Source organism: Embleya scabrispora DSM 41855 (genome assembly GCF_000372745.1).
GTDB classification, from domain to species: Bacteria; Actinomycetota; Actinomycetes; order Streptomycetales; family Streptomycetaceae; genus Embleya; species Embleya scabrispora.
This window is the reverse complement of the sequence record NZ_KB889607.1, coordinates 56,465-71,842: the sequence shown is the minus strand read 5'-3', so window position 1 is coordinate 71,842 and position 15,378 is coordinate 56,465. Positions and strand designations below refer to the sequence as shown.

The 15,378-nt window shown below is 70.8% G+C and carries 12 protein-coding genes; 6 read left to right on the top strand and 6 right to left on the bottom strand.

Annotated elements, in window-relative coordinates; genetic code table 11:
* Window positions 1-231 precede the first annotated feature (231 nt).
* The gene (locus A3IC_RS0111260; protein WP_052173412.1) at window positions 232-2,754 is read right to left on the bottom strand and encodes a Tex family protein; all 2,523 of its coding nucleotides are present in this window, start codon (window positions 2,752-2,754) and stop codon (window positions 232-234) included.
* Between the two features lie 202 nt (window positions 2,755-2,956).
* Window positions 2,957-3,490, bottom strand: coding sequence for an Lrp/AsnC family transcriptional regulator (locus A3IC_RS0111255; protein WP_020550153.1), 534 nt, complete (start codon window positions 3,488-3,490; stop codon window positions 2,957-2,959).
* Window positions 3,491-3,690: 200 nt separating this feature from the next.
* Between A3IC_RS0111255 and hppD the strand changes: the two genes are divergently transcribed.
* The 4 genes from hppD (at window position 3,691) to fahA (ending at window position 8,197) form a co-directional block, all read left to right on the top strand.
* Entirely contained in the window at window positions 3,691-4,770 is a 1,080-nt protein-coding gene (gene hppD / locus A3IC_RS0111250; protein ID WP_245599223.1) for a 4-hydroxyphenylpyruvate dioxygenase, read from the top strand.
* Between the two features lie 112 nt (window positions 4,771-4,882).
* Entirely contained in the window at window positions 4,883-6,085 is a 1,203-nt protein-coding gene (locus A3IC_RS0111245; RefSeq protein WP_020550151.1) for a homogentisate 1,2-dioxygenase, read from the top strand.
* The gene (locus tag A3IC_RS0111240; protein WP_063744825.1) at window positions 6,082-6,954 is read left to right on the top strand and encodes a hypothetical protein; all 873 of its coding nucleotides are present in this window, start codon (window positions 6,082-6,084) and stop codon (window positions 6,952-6,954) included. The genes A3IC_RS0111245 and A3IC_RS0111240 overlap by 4 nt, the downstream gene beginning before the upstream one ends.
* A 22-nt stretch (window positions 6,955-6,976) precedes the next feature.
* Window positions 6,977-8,197, top strand: coding sequence for a fumarylacetoacetase (gene fahA, locus A3IC_RS0111235; RefSeq protein ID WP_020550149.1), 1,221 nt, complete (start codon window positions 6,977-6,979; stop codon window positions 8,195-8,197).
* A 140-nt stretch (window positions 8,198-8,337) separates the two neighbouring features.
* On the opposite strand, the gene A3IC_RS0111230 is transcribed toward fahA, so the two are convergent.
* From A3IC_RS0111230 to A3IC_RS0111220, 3 genes are all read right to left on the bottom strand, one after another.
* A complete protein-coding gene (locus A3IC_RS0111230; protein WP_026218133.1) occupies window positions 8,338-8,829 on the bottom strand; it encodes a hypothetical protein in 492 nt (163 codons plus the stop codon).
* Between the two features lie 205 nt (window positions 8,830-9,034).
* Complete coding sequence (locus A3IC_RS0111225) at window positions 9,035-9,922, bottom strand: CAP domain-containing protein (RefSeq protein WP_020550146.1); 888 nt, start codon at window positions 9,920-9,922, stop codon at window positions 9,035-9,037.
* A gap of 22 nt (window positions 9,923-9,944) precedes the next feature.
* Window positions 9,945-11,582 (bottom strand): ABC-F family ATP-binding cassette domain-containing protein, encoded by a 1,638-nt coding sequence (locus A3IC_RS0111220; protein ID WP_020550145.1) that lies wholly within the window; start codon window positions 11,580-11,582, stop codon window positions 9,945-9,947.
* Between the two features lie 85 nt (window positions 11,583-11,667).
* Here A3IC_RS0111220 and A3IC_RS0111215 point away from each other — a divergent pair, with 85 nt between their 5' ends.
* Both A3IC_RS0111215 and A3IC_RS0111210 read left to right on the top strand, forming a co-directional pair.
* Window positions 11,668-12,414: a PIG-L deacetylase family protein gene (locus A3IC_RS0111215; protein ID WP_020550144.1), complete on the top strand. Its 747-nt coding sequence runs from the start codon at window positions 11,668-11,670 to the stop codon at window positions 12,412-12,414.
* Window positions 12,415-12,448: 34 nt separating this feature from the next.
* The gene (locus A3IC_RS0111210; protein ID WP_158695908.1) at window positions 12,449-13,120 is read left to right on the top strand and encodes a hypothetical protein; all 672 of its coding nucleotides are present in this window, start codon (window positions 12,449-12,451) and stop codon (window positions 13,118-13,120) included.
* A gap of 23 nt (window positions 13,121-13,143) precedes the next feature.
* On the opposite strand, the gene A3IC_RS0111205 is transcribed toward A3IC_RS0111210, so the two are convergent.
* On the bottom strand, window positions 13,144-15,336 hold the full coding sequence (locus tag A3IC_RS0111205) for a phosphoinositide-specific phospholipase C-related protein (RefSeq protein ID WP_020550142.1): 2,193 nt from the start codon (window positions 15,334-15,336) through the stop codon (window positions 13,144-13,146).
* Window positions 15,337-15,378 lie beyond the last annotated feature (42 nt).

The following is a 15,378-nucleotide window of genomic DNA, read 5'->3' as shown; positions in this document are numbered from 1 at the left end:
ACGTCGGCGGAGCGGCCGGGCCGACGTCCGCGCAGTACCGACCGCGCCGCCGCCCCGGCCACATCGGATTCACCCGCTCCGGCCGGACCAGGCCATGGACCGCGCCTTCGCCCGATCCCCGACCCGCCCGGTGCACTCGCACCCCGCACCGGTACCCCGCACCGGCACCCCGCGCCCACGACGCCCGGCCGCTCCGTGAACCCACCCCTCACGCGACCGCGACCACCGACCTCACTCCACCAGCCCGGCCCGCCGCAGCGCGTCCGCGATCGCCCCGCCGCCCCCGGCCGGCCCCTGCGGACCCCGGGACTGCTTCGGCGGCGTGGCGGCCCGTCGTCCCTGGCCACCGCCACCCCCGGCCCCCGCGCCACCGTTGCCGCCCTGGCGCGCACCGCCCTGGCGCCTGTCTCCCGACCGGCCGTCTCCCGACCGGCCGTCACCCCGCCGCCCGTCGCCCTGCGGCCGGCCCTCGCGCGACCCGCGTTCCGGACGCGGGCCCCGGTCGGCGCGGTCCCCGCGGTCGGGACGCGCCCCGCGCTGTTCCGCCTCGTCCTCCAGCCGCAGCGTCAGCGAGATCCGCTTGCGCGGGATGTCCACGTCGAGCACCTTGACCCGGACCACATCGCCCGACTTGACCACGTCGTGCGGGTCGCTCACGAACGTCTTCGACATCGCCGAGACGTGCACGAGGCCGTCCTGGTGCACGCCGACGTCCACGAACGCGCCGAACGCGGCCACGTTGGTGACCACACCCTCCAGGAGCATCCCGGGCTGCAGGTCGGACAACTTTTCGACGCCCTCCTTGAAGGTCGCCGTCTTGAACGCCGGTCGCGGGTCGCGTCCCGGCTTTTCCAACTCGCGCAGGATGTCCGTCACCGTCGGCAGGCCGAACTTCTCGTCGGTGAACGCCTTCGGGTCCAGCGCGCGCAGCCTGGGCGCCGCGCCGATCAGGGTCCGCACGTCACCACCCGCCGCCGCGGCGATCTTGCGCACCACCGGGTACGCCTCCGGGTGCACGGAGGACGAGTCCAGCGGGTCGTCGCCCGCCGGGATCCGCAGGAAGCCCGCCGCCTGCTCGAACGCCTTCGGACCCAGCCGCGCGACGTTCCTCAGATCGCGCCTGGTCTTGAACGGGCCGTTGGCGTCCCGGTGTTGCACGATGTTCTCGGCCAGCGTCGCGCCGATCCCGGATACCCGGGTGAGCAGCGGCGCGGACGCCGTGTTGACGTCGACGCCGACCGCGTTCACGCAGTCCTCGACCACCGCGTCCAGCGAGCGGGACAACTTCAGTTCGGAGAGGTCGTGCTGGTACTGGCCGACGCCGATCGACTTCGGGTCGATCTTGACCAACTCGGCCAACGGGTCCTGGAGTCGGCGGGCGATGGAGACTGCACCTCGCAACGACACGTCCAGGTCCGGGAGTTCCTGTGAAGCGAAGGCCGAGGCGCTGTACACCGACGCGCCCGCCTCGGACACCATCACCTTGGTCAGGCCCAGTTCCGGGTGCTTGGCGATCAGTTCGGCGGCCAGCTTGTCGGTCTCGCGCGAGGCGGTGCCGTTGCCGATCGCGATCAGGTCCACCCGATGCGCGGCGGCCAGCTTCGCGAGCGTGGCGATCGACTCGTCCCACCGGCGGCGCGGCTCGTGCGGGTAGATCGTCTCGGTGGCGACCACCTTGCCGGTGTCGTCGGTCACCGCGACCTTGACCCCGGTACGCAGACCCGGGTCCAAGCCCATCGTGGCCCGGGTGCCGGCCGGCGCCGCGAGCAGCAGGTCGCGCAGGTTGGCCGCGAACACCCGGACCGCCTCGTCCTCGGCCTCCTGCCGCAGCCGACCGCGCAGGTCGATGCCCAGGTGCACCAGGATCCGGGTACGCCAGGCCCAACGCACCGTGTCCGCGAGCCACTTGTCGGCCGGGCGGTCGCGGTTGACGATGCCGAAAGTGTGCGCGATCGAGCGCTCGTACTCGGTCGGGCCGTCGACCTCCTCGTCCGCCGAGGGGGCGAGGGTGAGGTCGAGCACGTCCTCCTTCTCGCCGCGGAACATGGCCAGGATCCGGTGCGAGGGGAGTCGGGTGAACGGCTCGGCGAAGTCGAAGTAGTCGGCGAACTTGGCGCCCGCCTCCTCCTTGCCCCCGCGCACCTTGGCCACGATCCGTCCGCGGGTCCACATCTTCTCGCGCAGTGCGCCGATCAGGTCGGCGTCCTCGGCGAACTTCTCGACCAGGATGGAGCGCGCGCCGTCCAGTGCCGCCTGGGCGTCGGCGACGCCCTTGTCCGCGTCGACGAACGCCTCGGCCGCGGCGACCGGGTCGCGTGAGGGGTCGCCCAGCAGGCCGAGCGCGAGCGGTTCCAGACCGGCCTCGCGGGCGATCTGCGCCTTGGTCCGCCGCTTCGTCTTGTACGGGAGGTAGATGTCCTCCAGTCGGGCCTTGGAGTCGGCCGCCAGGATCTGCGCCCGCAGCGGGTCGTCCAACTTGCCCTGCGCCTCGATTGCGGCGAGCACGGCGGTGCGGCGCTCCTCCAGCTCCCGCAGGTAGCGCAGGCGCTCCTCCAGATTACGCAGCTGCGTGTCGTCCAGGGTCCCGGTGACCTCCTTGCGGTACCGGGCGATGAACGGCACGGTCGCCCCACCGTCGAGCAACTCGACCGCGGCCCTGACCTGCCCCTCCCGAACCCCCAGCTCCTCGGCGATCCGCCGATGCACGTCCCACTGCGCGACCTGCTCCGAACCCTGCTGCCCAGACACCGACATCGTCACGTCCCGATCCACCTCATCACCAACCATGCCCCGGCATTCTCCCGGGCTCGCCCACGTTTGTCGTGCAGCAGGGGCGCGTGGTGCGGGAATGCCCGCGTGGGCTTCTGATCCGAGTCGGGCGATGCCGTGCGTGCGCACAGGTGCCGGAATCGGGCTATCGGTGGATGAACCGCACCGATGCCGCACGTGCCGGCCGCTACGCCGGGTCCTCGCGCAAGGCCGGGACGCGGCTGGGGCGGGGGCGTTTTTGGGCTTCGAGGAGGGGGAGGGTACGCATCGGGACGACCTCGGACAGGACGATCACGCTGGTGGAGCGGACCACCTCGGGGATGCGGTTGATGTCGATCAGGATCTGTTGCAGGTCCTGGTTGGAGGTGGCGGCGATGCGGCAGTGCACGTCGCCGATGCCGGTGGTGCCGTAGGCCTCCAGCACCTGGGGGACCGCGCTCAGGGCCGTGGCCACGCCGGACAGACCGCCCTGGGCGATCTCCAGTGTGACGAAGGCCAGAACCGGGTATCCGGCGGCCACCAGGTCGACCTCGGGGCCGTAGCCGGTGATCACTCCGGCGGCCTCCATGCGCTCCAGGCGTGCCTGGACCGTGGCGCGGGACACCCCGATCACCCGGGACAGTTCCAACATGCCCGCGCGTGGGTGTTGCCGGCCCGCTCGGATGAGACGCACGTCCAGTTCGTCGAGCGTGCTGCGCGAATCCTGAAGATCGTCCCGCATATGGCCGCCTCACCTAGGCAATCTGTACAGCTCCCGAGCTTGATGTTGTCAGATGTTGCATTCGCAAGTGTACTTCCGGCATCCGTTCCTTTCCGAGGGGATCGCGCGTCATGAGCACCTTCACCACCCTTGAGGACACCGACGCCCTCGTCGGCGCCGTCGAGCACGACCCGGCGGGAGACCCCTTCCCGGTCGTCGCGATGGACCATGTCCGTTTCTTCGTCGGCAACGCCAAGCAGGCCGCGCACTACTATTCGACGGCGTTCGGGATGACCTGTGTCGCCTACCGCGGGCCCGAGACCGGGTGCCGCGACGTCGCCGAGTACGTGCTCGTGTCCGGCAAGGCACGTTTCCGCATCACCGGCGAGGTTCACGCCGGCACCGAGGTCGGCGTCGCGACCGCCGCCCACGGTGACGGCGTTTCCGACATCGCCATCGAGGTCCCCGACGTCGACAAGGCGATCGCCTTCGCCCGGGAGAACGGCGCGACCGTGCTGGTCGAGCCGCACGACGACACCGACGAGCACGGCACGGTGCGTACCGCGGTGCTGGCCACCTACGGCGAGACCCGACACACCCTGGTGGACCGGTCCGGTTACAAGGGCCCGTTCCTGCCCGGCTTCGTCGCCGCCGAGCCGCTGTTCCGGGGCAAGCCGGCCGACCACCCCAAGCGCTATTTCCAGGCCATCGACCACTGCGTGGGCAATGTCGAGTTGGGCCGCATGGACGAGTGGGTCTCCTTCTACAACCGCGTCATGGGTTTCACCAACATGAAGGAGTTCATCGGCGACGACATCGCCACCGAGTACTCCGCGCTCATGTCCAAGGTGGTCACCAGTGGCAACCACCGAGTGAAGTTCCCGCTCAACGAGCCCGCGGTCAGCCGCAAGAAGTCGCAGATCGACGAGTACCTCGAGTTCTACGGCGGCCCGGGCGTGCAGCACATCGCGCTGGCCACCGGCGACATCGTGGCCTCGGTGCGCGCGATGGCCGAGATGGGCGTCGAGTTCCTGTCCACTCCGGACAGTTACTACGACACGCTCGGGGAATGGGCCGGCGAGACCCGGGTACCCGTCGAGACGTTGCGCGAACTGAAGATCCTGGTCGACCGCGACGAGGACGGCTACCTGTTGCAGATCTTCACCAAGCCCGTCCAGGACCGGCCGACCGTGTTCTTCGAGCTGATCGAGCGGCACGGTTCGCTCGGCTTCGGCAAGGGGAACTTCAAGGCGCTGTTCGAGGCGATCGAGCGCGAGCAGGAGCGGCGCGGCAACCTCTAGGTCCCGTCCGGGAGGACAGGATCCAGGTCGCGGGCCGGCCGTCGCGCGCGGCGGCCCGCGGACGGCGGGCCGGCAGGGCGGCACGGGGAGCAGACGGAGGAGTCGGGCAGTCATGGCGTACTACCGCAGCGTGGGCGAGGTGCCGCCGAAGCGGCATACCCAGCACCGCCGCCCGGACGGCGGCTTGTACTACGAGGAGCTGATGGGGGAGGAGGGCTTCTCCTCCGACTCCTCGCTGCTCTATCACCGGGCGATCCCGTCGGCCATCGCCGACGCGAGCGTGTGGGAGGTCCCCGACCAGAGCGTCACCGCCAACCATCCGCTCAAGCCGCGCCATCTCAAGCTGCACGAGCTGTTCGCGGACAACGAGTGGAAGGCGGTCGACGCGGTCACCGGCCGCCGGCTGGTGCTGGGCAACGGCGACGTACGGATCTCCTACGTGGTCGCGGGCAGCCCCTCCCCGCTGTACCGCAACGCGCTCGGCGACGAGTGTGCGTACATCGAGTCCGGCTCCGGGACGGTGGAGACCGTGTTCGGCGCGCTCACCGTCGGCCCGGGCGACTACGTGATCCTGCCGCGTGCCACCACCCACCGGTGGGTCCCCGGCACCGAGGAGCCGCTGCGCGCGTACTGCATCGAGGCCAACTCGCACATCACGCCCGCCAAGCGCTACATGTCCCGGTTCGGCCAACTTCTCGAACACGCGCCGTTTTGCGAACGCGACCTGTGCGGGCCGGTCCAGCCGCTGCTGGCCGAGGGCACCGACGTCGAGGTGCTGGTCAAGCACCGCGGCCTGGGCGGCGAGATCGCCGGCACCCGCTACGTGTACCCCACCCACCCGTTCGACGTGGTCGGCTGGGACGGGTGCCTGTATCCGTACGTGTTCAACATCTCCGACTTCGAGCCGATCACCGGCCGAGTCCACCAGCCGCCGCCCGCGCACCAGGTGTTCGAGGGGCAGGGCTTCGTGATCTGCAACTTCGTGCCGCGCAAGGTGGACTATCACCCGCTGTCGATCCCGGTGCCGTACTACCACTCCAACGTGGACTCGGACGAGGTCATGTTCTACTGCGGCGGCAACTACGAGGCCCGCAAGGGGTCCGGGATCGGCCAGGGCTCGATCTCGCTGCACCCGGGCGGGCATTCGCACGGACCGCAGCCCGGTGCCTACGAGCGCAGCATCGGCATCGAGTTCTTCGACGAGCTCGCGGTCATGGTGGACACCTTCCGACCGCTGGGCGTCGGCGAGGGCGGCCTCGCGAGCGAGGACCCGGGTTACGCGTGGACCTGGGCCGGGAAGGCGCCTCGACCATGAACGCAGCCACCGACGCCCCCGAGACCCTGTACCAAGCGCTGTTCACCGGACTGTGGGACGACGCGGCGTTGTTCCCGCCCGGCAACGCGCCGATGGCCGAGGCGGTGCCCGCGCACCGGCTGTACCGCGCCGAGTGGTTCGCGCCGTTCGTGCGCAACTTCCTGGTCGGCGCGGCACACGTGCCCGACCTGCTCGCCCTGGCCGATCCCGACGCGCCGTTGCGGATCGTGCTCGTGGCTCCCGGCGGCCCCGCCACCGTGGGGACCGCCGTACGCACCATCCTGGACACCCCCGGGTTGTTCCTGGAGGGCATCGAGGTCGCCGGCGACGGCGAGATCGGCAAGGCGGTCGCGGCGCTGCACGAACACCTGCCGGAGATGACGGCGGGCTACGTCGAGGTCCTCAAAGGCGCGGGCCTCGACGCAGACCTGGACAATCTCGCCGGCACGTACGGGCGGCCCAAGTTCCGCACCGGCGGGACCGCCGCGCACGCGTTCCCCGACGAGGCCGAGCTGGCCGCGTTCGTGTACGCGTGCCGGATCCGCGAACTGCCGTTCAAGGTCACGGCCGGGCTGCACAACGCCGTGCGGCACACCGACCCGACCACGGGTTTCGAGCACCACGGTTACCTCAACCTGATGCTCGCCACCCACCACGCCGTCGCCGGCGCCGAACCCGACGCGATCGCGGACGTACTCGCGCTCCGCGACAGCGCGGAACTCACCCGGATGGCGCACGATCTGACCCTGACCGAGCGCACCCGCCTGCGCGGCTACCTGACCTCGTACGGCACCTGTAGCGTCGCCGAGCCGCTCCAGGACGCGCTCACGCTTGGTCTGCTCGGCGAACCCCCGCATCACCGCGACTGATCCGATCGAGGAGCCCCACGCCATGCCCACCACCTGGGTCCCGCTGCCGACCGACACGGTGTACGGCGTCGACAACCTGCCGTACGGCGTGTTCACCACCGACCGCGAGCCGGATCGGCCGCGCGTGGGGGTGGCGATCGGCGACTTCGTGCTGGACGCCGGCGCGGCGGCGCACGCGGTGGGCGCACCGGTCGACGTGCTGGACGCGCCGAGCCTGACCGGGCTGATGGCGGCCGGCCGGGCGACGTGGAGCGCGGTGCGCGCCTCGCTCACCACCTGGCTGACCGACCCGGACCTGCGGGCGAGCGTCGAACCGCACCTGATCCCGCGTCGGGAAGTGGTGCTGCGACTGCCGTTCGAGGTCGCCGACTACGTCGACTTCTACGCCTCCGAGCACCACGCGAGCAACCTGGGCAAGATCTTCCGGCCAGGCTCCGAGCCGCTGACGCCCAACTGGAAGCACCTGCCCATCGGCTACCACGGCCGCGCCGGCACCGTGGTCGTCTCGCACACGCCGATCGTGCGACCCAGCGGGCAGCGCAAGGCGCCCACCGACGCGGCACCCTCGTTCGGGCCCACCCGCCGACTGGACATCGAGGCCGAGGTCGGCTTCGTGGTCGGCGCCGGCTCCGAACTCGGCACGCCGGTGGGCCTGGGCGACTTCGCCGAGCACGTGTTCGGCGTCTGCCTGCTCAACGACTGGTCCGCCCGGGACATCCAGGCTTGGGAGTACGTCCCGCTCGGCCCGTTCCTGGGCAAGTCCTTCGCCACGTCGGTGTCGCCGTGGATCGTCCCTCTCGAAGCACTCGGCGTCGCGCGCGTGGCACCCCCCGCGCGCGACGTCGAGCCACTGCCCTACCTGGACGACCGCGCCGGCGAACCGTGGGGCCTGGACCTGGCCCTGGAGGTCCGGCTCAACGGACACCTGATCTCCCGGCCGCCGTTTTCGGCGATGTACTGGACCGCCGCACAGCAGCTCGCACACATGACCGTCAACGGCGCGGCGCTGCGCCCGGGCGACCTGTTCGCCTCCGGCACGGTCAGCGGCCCCGAGGCCGACCAGCGCGGCGCGCTGATCGAGATCACCTGGAACGGCGAGAACCCCCTCAAGCTCCCGGACGGGTCCATCCGGACCTATCTGGAGGACGGCGACGAGGTCACGATCACCGCTACCGCCCCCGGTCCGAACGGCACTCGTATCGGATTCGGCGAGGTAAGCGGGCGAATCCTGACGGCGCGCTGACTCGATGCCGGCTCCCGCAACTTGCGGGAGCCGGCATTGCGCCGTGCCGCGACCGCGCTTCGGCCCCACGTCACGCGGAGCGCCCGCGCCGATCCGAGTCATCCCTTTCGGGTCGTTCGTCCAAGATCATCTGTTTCGGGTCATCCGGCCTGGATCGCCCGATGCGCACCGCTTTTGTCGTAGTAGCCGGGACCGGCCACCAGCGCGGTGCGGAAGTACAGGCCCTCGCCGACCACGCCGTTGTTGTTGCCGTGGCCGGGCACGAACGGTTGCCACAGGGCCACCAGCAGGTCAGGGGCCACCAGCGACGCGCCCTCGGTCTCCACCCGCACGGGTGTCAGTTCACCGAGCAGTCGGGTGACGTCGACGGCCGGCGTACCGAAGACGTCGACGCCCAGACACAACACCGTGTCCGCGAAGTCGTCCTCGGACCGGTGCACCTCGATCGCCTCGACCAGCCCGTCCTTGTCGCTCACCACATGAATCGAGAGGTCCGCACCGAAGTGGGCGAACCCACGAGTGCGTCCCGACAGATCTCCTCCGAGTTCGCGCAGAGCCGCCTCTGCCTCGTCCATGGACATGCCGATCTTGATCGGCCCTACGCCGTAAGGCGGATCCAACTCAAGCTGCACGTGATCTCCCTCGCCTCGAACAACCGAGTATGGCGCACCGTCAACGAGGCCCCTCGCACCCGGTTGCCGGTTCGGCGCGGCTGGGTGGCCCGGTACCCGTAGCCGAACGACAACATTCCGGTCGGCGTCGGCGCCGGGTTCGCTTTTGTACCCATTCGGGCCAATTCTAGCCGACCGCCGACTGCCGCTACCGGCTCCGGGGGCGTCAGCGCGGGGTGCCGAAGACCTGGGTCCACGAGGTGCCGTAGGTGCCCCCGGTGACATACCCGACACCGATCTCGGTGAACTCCGGGGTGAGGATGTTCTTGCGATGGCCGGGGGAGTCCATCCAGCCCTGCACCACCTCGGCCGGGCTCTGCTGGCCGCAGGCGATGTTCTCCCCGATCCGGCTGTACAGGTAGCCCGCCGCGATCGCCCGGTCCCACGGTTCGCGGCCGTCCGGATCGGTGTGCGAGAAGAACGCCCGACTGATCATGTCCGCGCTGAACGCCTGTGCACACGCGGTCAGTTGTGGCTGCGAGGTCAGCGGGCGCAGGCCGTGCCGGACCCGTTCGACGTTGGTCAGCTCGACCACCCCGCGCTGGAACTCGGTGAGCCCCGACGGGGTTTGCGTCTCCTCCTCGACCTCGACGCCGAAGTCCCGAGCGATCCCGGCCAGCCCGTCCGCATAGCCCTGACCCAGCGCGCGTACCTTCCAGGCCGCGCCGCGCCGGTAGATCTCCGCCAACAACAGCACCGTCTCGGTGCGCGGTCGCGGCGGGGTGAACCGCGCCAGCAGCGTGCCGCCGGCGCCGGTGAGCGTCATTGCCGGCGGCGGCAACTCGCCCAGGGTGTGCGTGGTGTCGGCCGGACTGATCACCACCGTCACGCGCGTGGCGCCCGCCCGCAGGCCGCTCGGGTCCACCGTGACGGTGTCCCCGCCCAAGTGCACCCCGGGGGCGCGGAGCTGGTTGAAGAAGACGAAGTCCGCGTCGCCCGACACCCGTCGATCCTCACCCGTGATCAACGCGGAGATGTCGAACGGTCCGGGCACACGCACGCGCACGACGCCGCCCGGCAAGGATTGATTGGCGCCCGGCGGCAATTCGTTCATGACCTCGGATTCTAACGACGGATCAGACCTCGGTGACCCGGCCGTCCACGACTTGGATCCGCCGGGTGGTGCGCACCGCGTCCAGCATCCGCCGGTCGTGGGTGACCAGCAACAGAGTGCCCTCGTAGGACTCCAGGGCCGACTCCAACTGCTCGATCGCCGGCAGGTCCAGGTGGTTCGTCGGCTCGTCCAGGACCAACAGGTTGACTCCCTCGGCCTGAAGCAAAGCCAGCGCCGCACGGGTGCGCTCGCCCGGGGACAACGTCGCCGCCGGGCGCAGCACGTGCGCCGCCTTGAGCCCGAACTTGGCCAACAGCGTGCGTACATCGGCCGGAAGCAGGTCCGGCACCACCGCGCAGAACGCGTCCAGCAGCGGCAGCTCGCCCAGGAACAGTCCGCGCGCCTGATCCACCTCGCCGACCACGACGCCCGAACCCAGCGCGCCCTGACCGGCCGTCAACTCGGCCCGCCCGAGCAACGCCGCGAGCAGCGTGGACTTGCCCGCGCCGTTCGCGCCGGTGATCGCGACCCGATCCGCCCAGTCGACCTGCAGCGTCACCGGACCCAGCGTGAAGCCGCCGCGCTCGACCACCGCGCCGTTGAGCGTGGCCACCACCGCGCCCGCCCGCGGGGCCGCGGCGATCTCCATCCGCAGCTCCCACTCCTTGCGCGGCTCCTCGACCACCTCCAGGCGCTCGATCATCCGCTCGGTCTGCCGCGCCTTGGACGCCTGCTTCTCGCTCGCCTCGGATCGGGTCTTGCGGCTGATCTTGTCGTTGTCGGTGGACTTGCGGCGCGCGTTGCGGGTGCCCTTGTCCATCCACCCGCGCTGCATCCGGGCCCGGGCCTCCAGGTCGCCGCGCTTGTCGGCGTACTCGTCGAACTCCTCGCGCGCGTGCCGGCGGGCCACCTCGCGCTCGGTCAGATACGCGTCGTAGCCGCCGCCGTAGCTGTGGATCTGCTGCTGGACCAGATCCAGCTCGACCACCCGGTCCACCGTGCGGGCCAGGAACTCGCGGTCGTGGCTGATCACCACCGTGCCCGCCCGCAGACCGGTGACGAACTTCTCCAACCGGTCCAGACCGTCCAGGTCCAGGTCGTTGGTCGGCTCGTCGAGCAGGAACACGTCGTAGCGGCTCAACAGCAGCGACATCAGACCCGCGCGCGCGGCCTGACCGCCCGACAGCGCGGTCATCTCGCGATCCAGGTCCACCGCCAGGCCCAGATCGGCGGCGACCTCCTCGGCCCGCTCCTCCAGGTCCGCGCCGCCCAGGTCCAGCCAACGATCCAACGCGACGCTGTACTCGTCGTCGGCGCCCGCGCGGCCCTCGACCAGGCCCTCGGTCGCGGTGTCGAGCGCGGCCTGCGCGGCGGCGACACCGGTACGCCGGGCCAGGAACGCCCGGACCGTCTCGCCCGGCCGCCGCTCCGGCTCCTGCGGCAGGTGGCCCACCGACGCGGTCGGCGGGCTCAGTTGGATCGACCCCGCCTCCGGCTCGGCCAGGCCGGCGAGCAGCCTCAACAAGGTGGACTTGCCCGCGCCGTTCACCCCCACCAGGCCCACCACATCGCCCGGGGCGATCACCAGGTCCAATCCGGAGAACAGGACACGGTCCCCGTGTCCGGCGGCAAGGTCTTTGACGACGATCGTGGCGCTCATGAGGATACGAATCCTATCGGCCGCTGAAAGGATGACCACGTCCGCGTAGCACCGGCCCGTGCGGCCACCTGGGAAGGACCATGCAATGACCACCGAAGCCCGGCCCGAACCGTACGAGGCGCTGCCCGAGGACTGGGAGCGCGCCGTCGCCATCGTCGCGCATCCGGACGACCTCGAGTACGGCGCCGCCGCCGCGATCGCCCGCTGGACCCGGCAGGGCAAGCACATCACGTACGTCATGGTCACCAGCGGCGAAGCCGGCATCGACGGGCTCGATCCGGACGAGTGTCGCCCGCTACGCGAGGCCGAGCAGATCGAGTCGGCGCGGATCGTCGGCGTGGACACGGTCGAATTCCTCGGCTACCCGGACGGCGTGCTCGAATACGGGCTGCCGCTGCGCCGCGACCTTTCCCGCGTGGTCCGCAGGCACCGGCCCGAGATCGTGATCACCGGCAACTTCCGCGACACCTGGGGCGGCGTGATGCTGAACCAGGCCGACCACATCGCGGTCGGCCGGGCGGTCGTGGACGCGGTGCGCGACGCTGGCAACCGATGGGTGTTCCGCGACCTGCTCGCCGAGGGGCACGAGCCGTGGGGCGGAGTGCGCGCCGTGTGGGCGGGCGGCTCGCCGCAGGCGCGGCACGCGGTGGACACCACCGAGGACTTCGCGCTCGGCGTCGCCTCGCTCGAGGCGCACGCGGCCTACCTGGCCGGGCTGGGTCAGACGCAGATGGCGGACGCGGGGGAGTTCCTGGAGGGCATGGGCCGCGCGGACGGCGCGCGCCTGGGCACCCGGTTCGCGGCCTCATTCGAAGTCTTTCCCATGGCATGACGATCAGCTGACGAACGCTCGGTACGCTGCGCGAATGAGCCGTAGGCAGCATCCTTGTGGCCGGGTCCTCGCCGTATGCGCGGCGGGGGCGCTGGCCGTCACCGCAATCGTCGCGTGCAGCGGCGACGGTGACGACGTCGTCCCTCGGTCGTCGAAGCGGTTGAACATCGAGAAGTTCCGGCAGGCGGTCCGGCCGATCGGCGAGAGCGGTTCGCAGTGCCCGCTGCCGTTCGACGTCGCCGCGGCCGCCGCGACGATCCACCTCGACGGGGCCGTCGCCCCGGGCGATCCGGCCGCGGACGGCAGCGAGGGTTGGTCCGACGACGACGCGAAGGCGCGCGACCTGTACTCGGACCTCACCGCGATGCAGCGATCCAACGGCGTCGAGGTCACCTGTCGCTACAAGGTCGGCACCGTCGAGATCCACGTGGACACCTGGGCCGCGCGCCGCGGCCCCGCGATCAATCCGGCGCTGCCACTGATCCAGCGTGATGCCGGCGTGAGCGTGGACACGCTGAGCGAGTTCGCCACCCGGATGACCAAGATCGCGCCCCAACAGGTGGTCCCGGTCGGTGAGGGCGGGGTCGCGGTCGTCCGGCTGAACGTGGACGGCCCCGGCGAGGCGGTGCTGTTCGTCTCCGCCGAGACGCTGGCGCCCGATCGAATAGCCACGCTAGCGAGTACGTTCGCCAAGCAACTCGACTGAGCCGCAGACGGCGTCGCCTCGGCTCAGCCCGACCCGCCCCGGGTCGCGTTGAGCACCTCCACCGCACCCGCCGCGTCCCCGATCGTGGCGTAGTCCACGGCGACGAAGTTCACCGGCCGCCCGCGTTGCGCCTCGCACGCGCGGGCCCGGTCCAGCACGTACTGCCGAGCGTTGACCCGACCCGCGTCCAACCGGCTGCCGCCCAGGTTGGTGACGAAGTGGTTCAGCAGGAACAGCCGCTTGTCGGTGCCGCCGCGGTTGGGCACGCACGACATCTCGGCGGGCGAGGCGAACGCGAACGGCGTCTCCATGCCGTACTCGTAGAAATTGCGGTACCACGGCGCGGGACCGCCGCCCTGCTCGGCGAACACCACCAGGCGTTTGTCCTCGCGGACCATCTCGCCCAGCTTGGGCCACTTCGCCGCCGGATCCGGGGACGGCGTGTACAGCAGCCGCTCCACGCCCGCCTCGCGGAACGCCTGCTCGGTCTGCTCGCCGGTGATGTCGTTCTGCAGGATCAGCGTCACCACCTCCCCGGGATTCTTCTCCAGCCAGGTGCCGATCCTGTGCAGCGTCGGGGCCAGCGCGAGCGCACCCGCGCGGCACAGCGCGTGGCACAACCACAGGCCCGGACGCGGCGGATTGGCCAGGTCGATCAGGTGCAGGATCTCCGCCTGCATGTCCGGCGCGAAACTGGAGACACTCAGTCGCGGCTGGACCTGCTCCGGCAACTCCCATGTATAGGTGTCCAGTTGCAGCCCGCGTACGCCCGCGTTGAGCTGCCCGACGATGTCCGGGTCCTGGAGCGGGCCGATGAACCGATCGGCGGTGCTGGCCATCGCGTTGTGTGTGGTCAGGTAGGCGACCTCGTCGTAGCGGCGATCGCACAGCTCGATCGAGCCCAGACAGTGCCGCGCCTCGGTCTTGCCCGCCGCGACCGGGACCACGGTCGCGCCCAGCACCACGGCCGCCACCGCGAATGCGCCCACCGTCGCGGCGATCGCGATCCGGTGCCGCGGCGGCAGGTTCAGCGCGCGGCGCGCGGCCGCCCGCCGCCAACTCCACGCGCCCGAGACCAGGGCCAGACCCAGCACGAGCGGGACCAGTGCGGCGAACAAACCGACACCGGTCAGCGAGGAGATCGCGGCGTGCTGGACGTCGCCCACCAGCGCGTTGACCGAGTGCGGCCAACTCGGGGCGGGCTGGGCCAACATGCTCGGCAGGCGCGAGCGGATGAGCAGCACGAGCGCCCCGGAGAGCACCCCGCCGACCACGAGCGACCAGGCGATCGCGGGCACCCGACGCGACCAGGAGCGCGGCCCGGTGAACCACAGCAGGAGCACCGCGGCGATGCCGAGCACGGTGGCCAGTGTCTGGACCGGGCCCAGCGCCAGTTTGGTGAAGGTGCGCGCGGTCGAGAGGCTGTTCAGGTTCAGGCCGGCGTGCTTCAGCTCGGGGAGCAGGTCCCACTGTCCGTCGTCGGTACGGGCGGCCAGGTCGGAACGGGCCGAACCGGAGCTGCCGCCCAATACATGGGGCCCCACCACCGCGAGCGCACCCGCGATGTCGCCGGTGGCCAGCGCGGCGGTGACCTGGGCACGCACCTGTGCTCTGGCGTCCACGGGCACGATCGCCACCAGTGCGTCGGTGGTCGTGGCGATGCTCGGGCCGTCCAACGCGAAGGTCGGGAAGTCGGCCGGGCGGCGCCCGGCGGCCAGGTCGTCGAGGGTGGCGTCCAGACCGGACCGAAACGCGGCGAAGTCGGCCGACGGGCGGCCCTGCACGTTGGCGATCAGATCACCGAGGTAGAGCTCGGCGAGGTCGCCGACGTTGGCCAGCACCGGGCGCAAATCCACGGTCAGCCGCAGCGTCGATTGCTCGCCGCGCAGATAGCCGATGGTGTTGGCGATCTGCTGGTCCACGATGCCGCGCAGGGTCGCGGGCGGCAGCACGCTCTTGAGGTTGGCGGTGACCACGGACGGCGGCACCGGGATTCGGGCCAGCAGATCCCGGGTGACCTGCTCGGCCGCCGGGTCGACCAGGACCTCGTCGTACATCCGGGTGTAGGCGCGCTCGTCGTCCAGGGCCGCCTGATAGAAGGCCCGGTTGAGCACGGTGCTCCGGGCGGTGCCCGCTGCTGTGAGTACCACCACCGCGAGCACGACCACGGCACCTGCGGCCGCGCGCAGCGCGATCAGCCATCGGCCTGAAACCATCTCCCGACGGTCGCCCCGCTCCGGGGGCCTCAAACGCCGGCC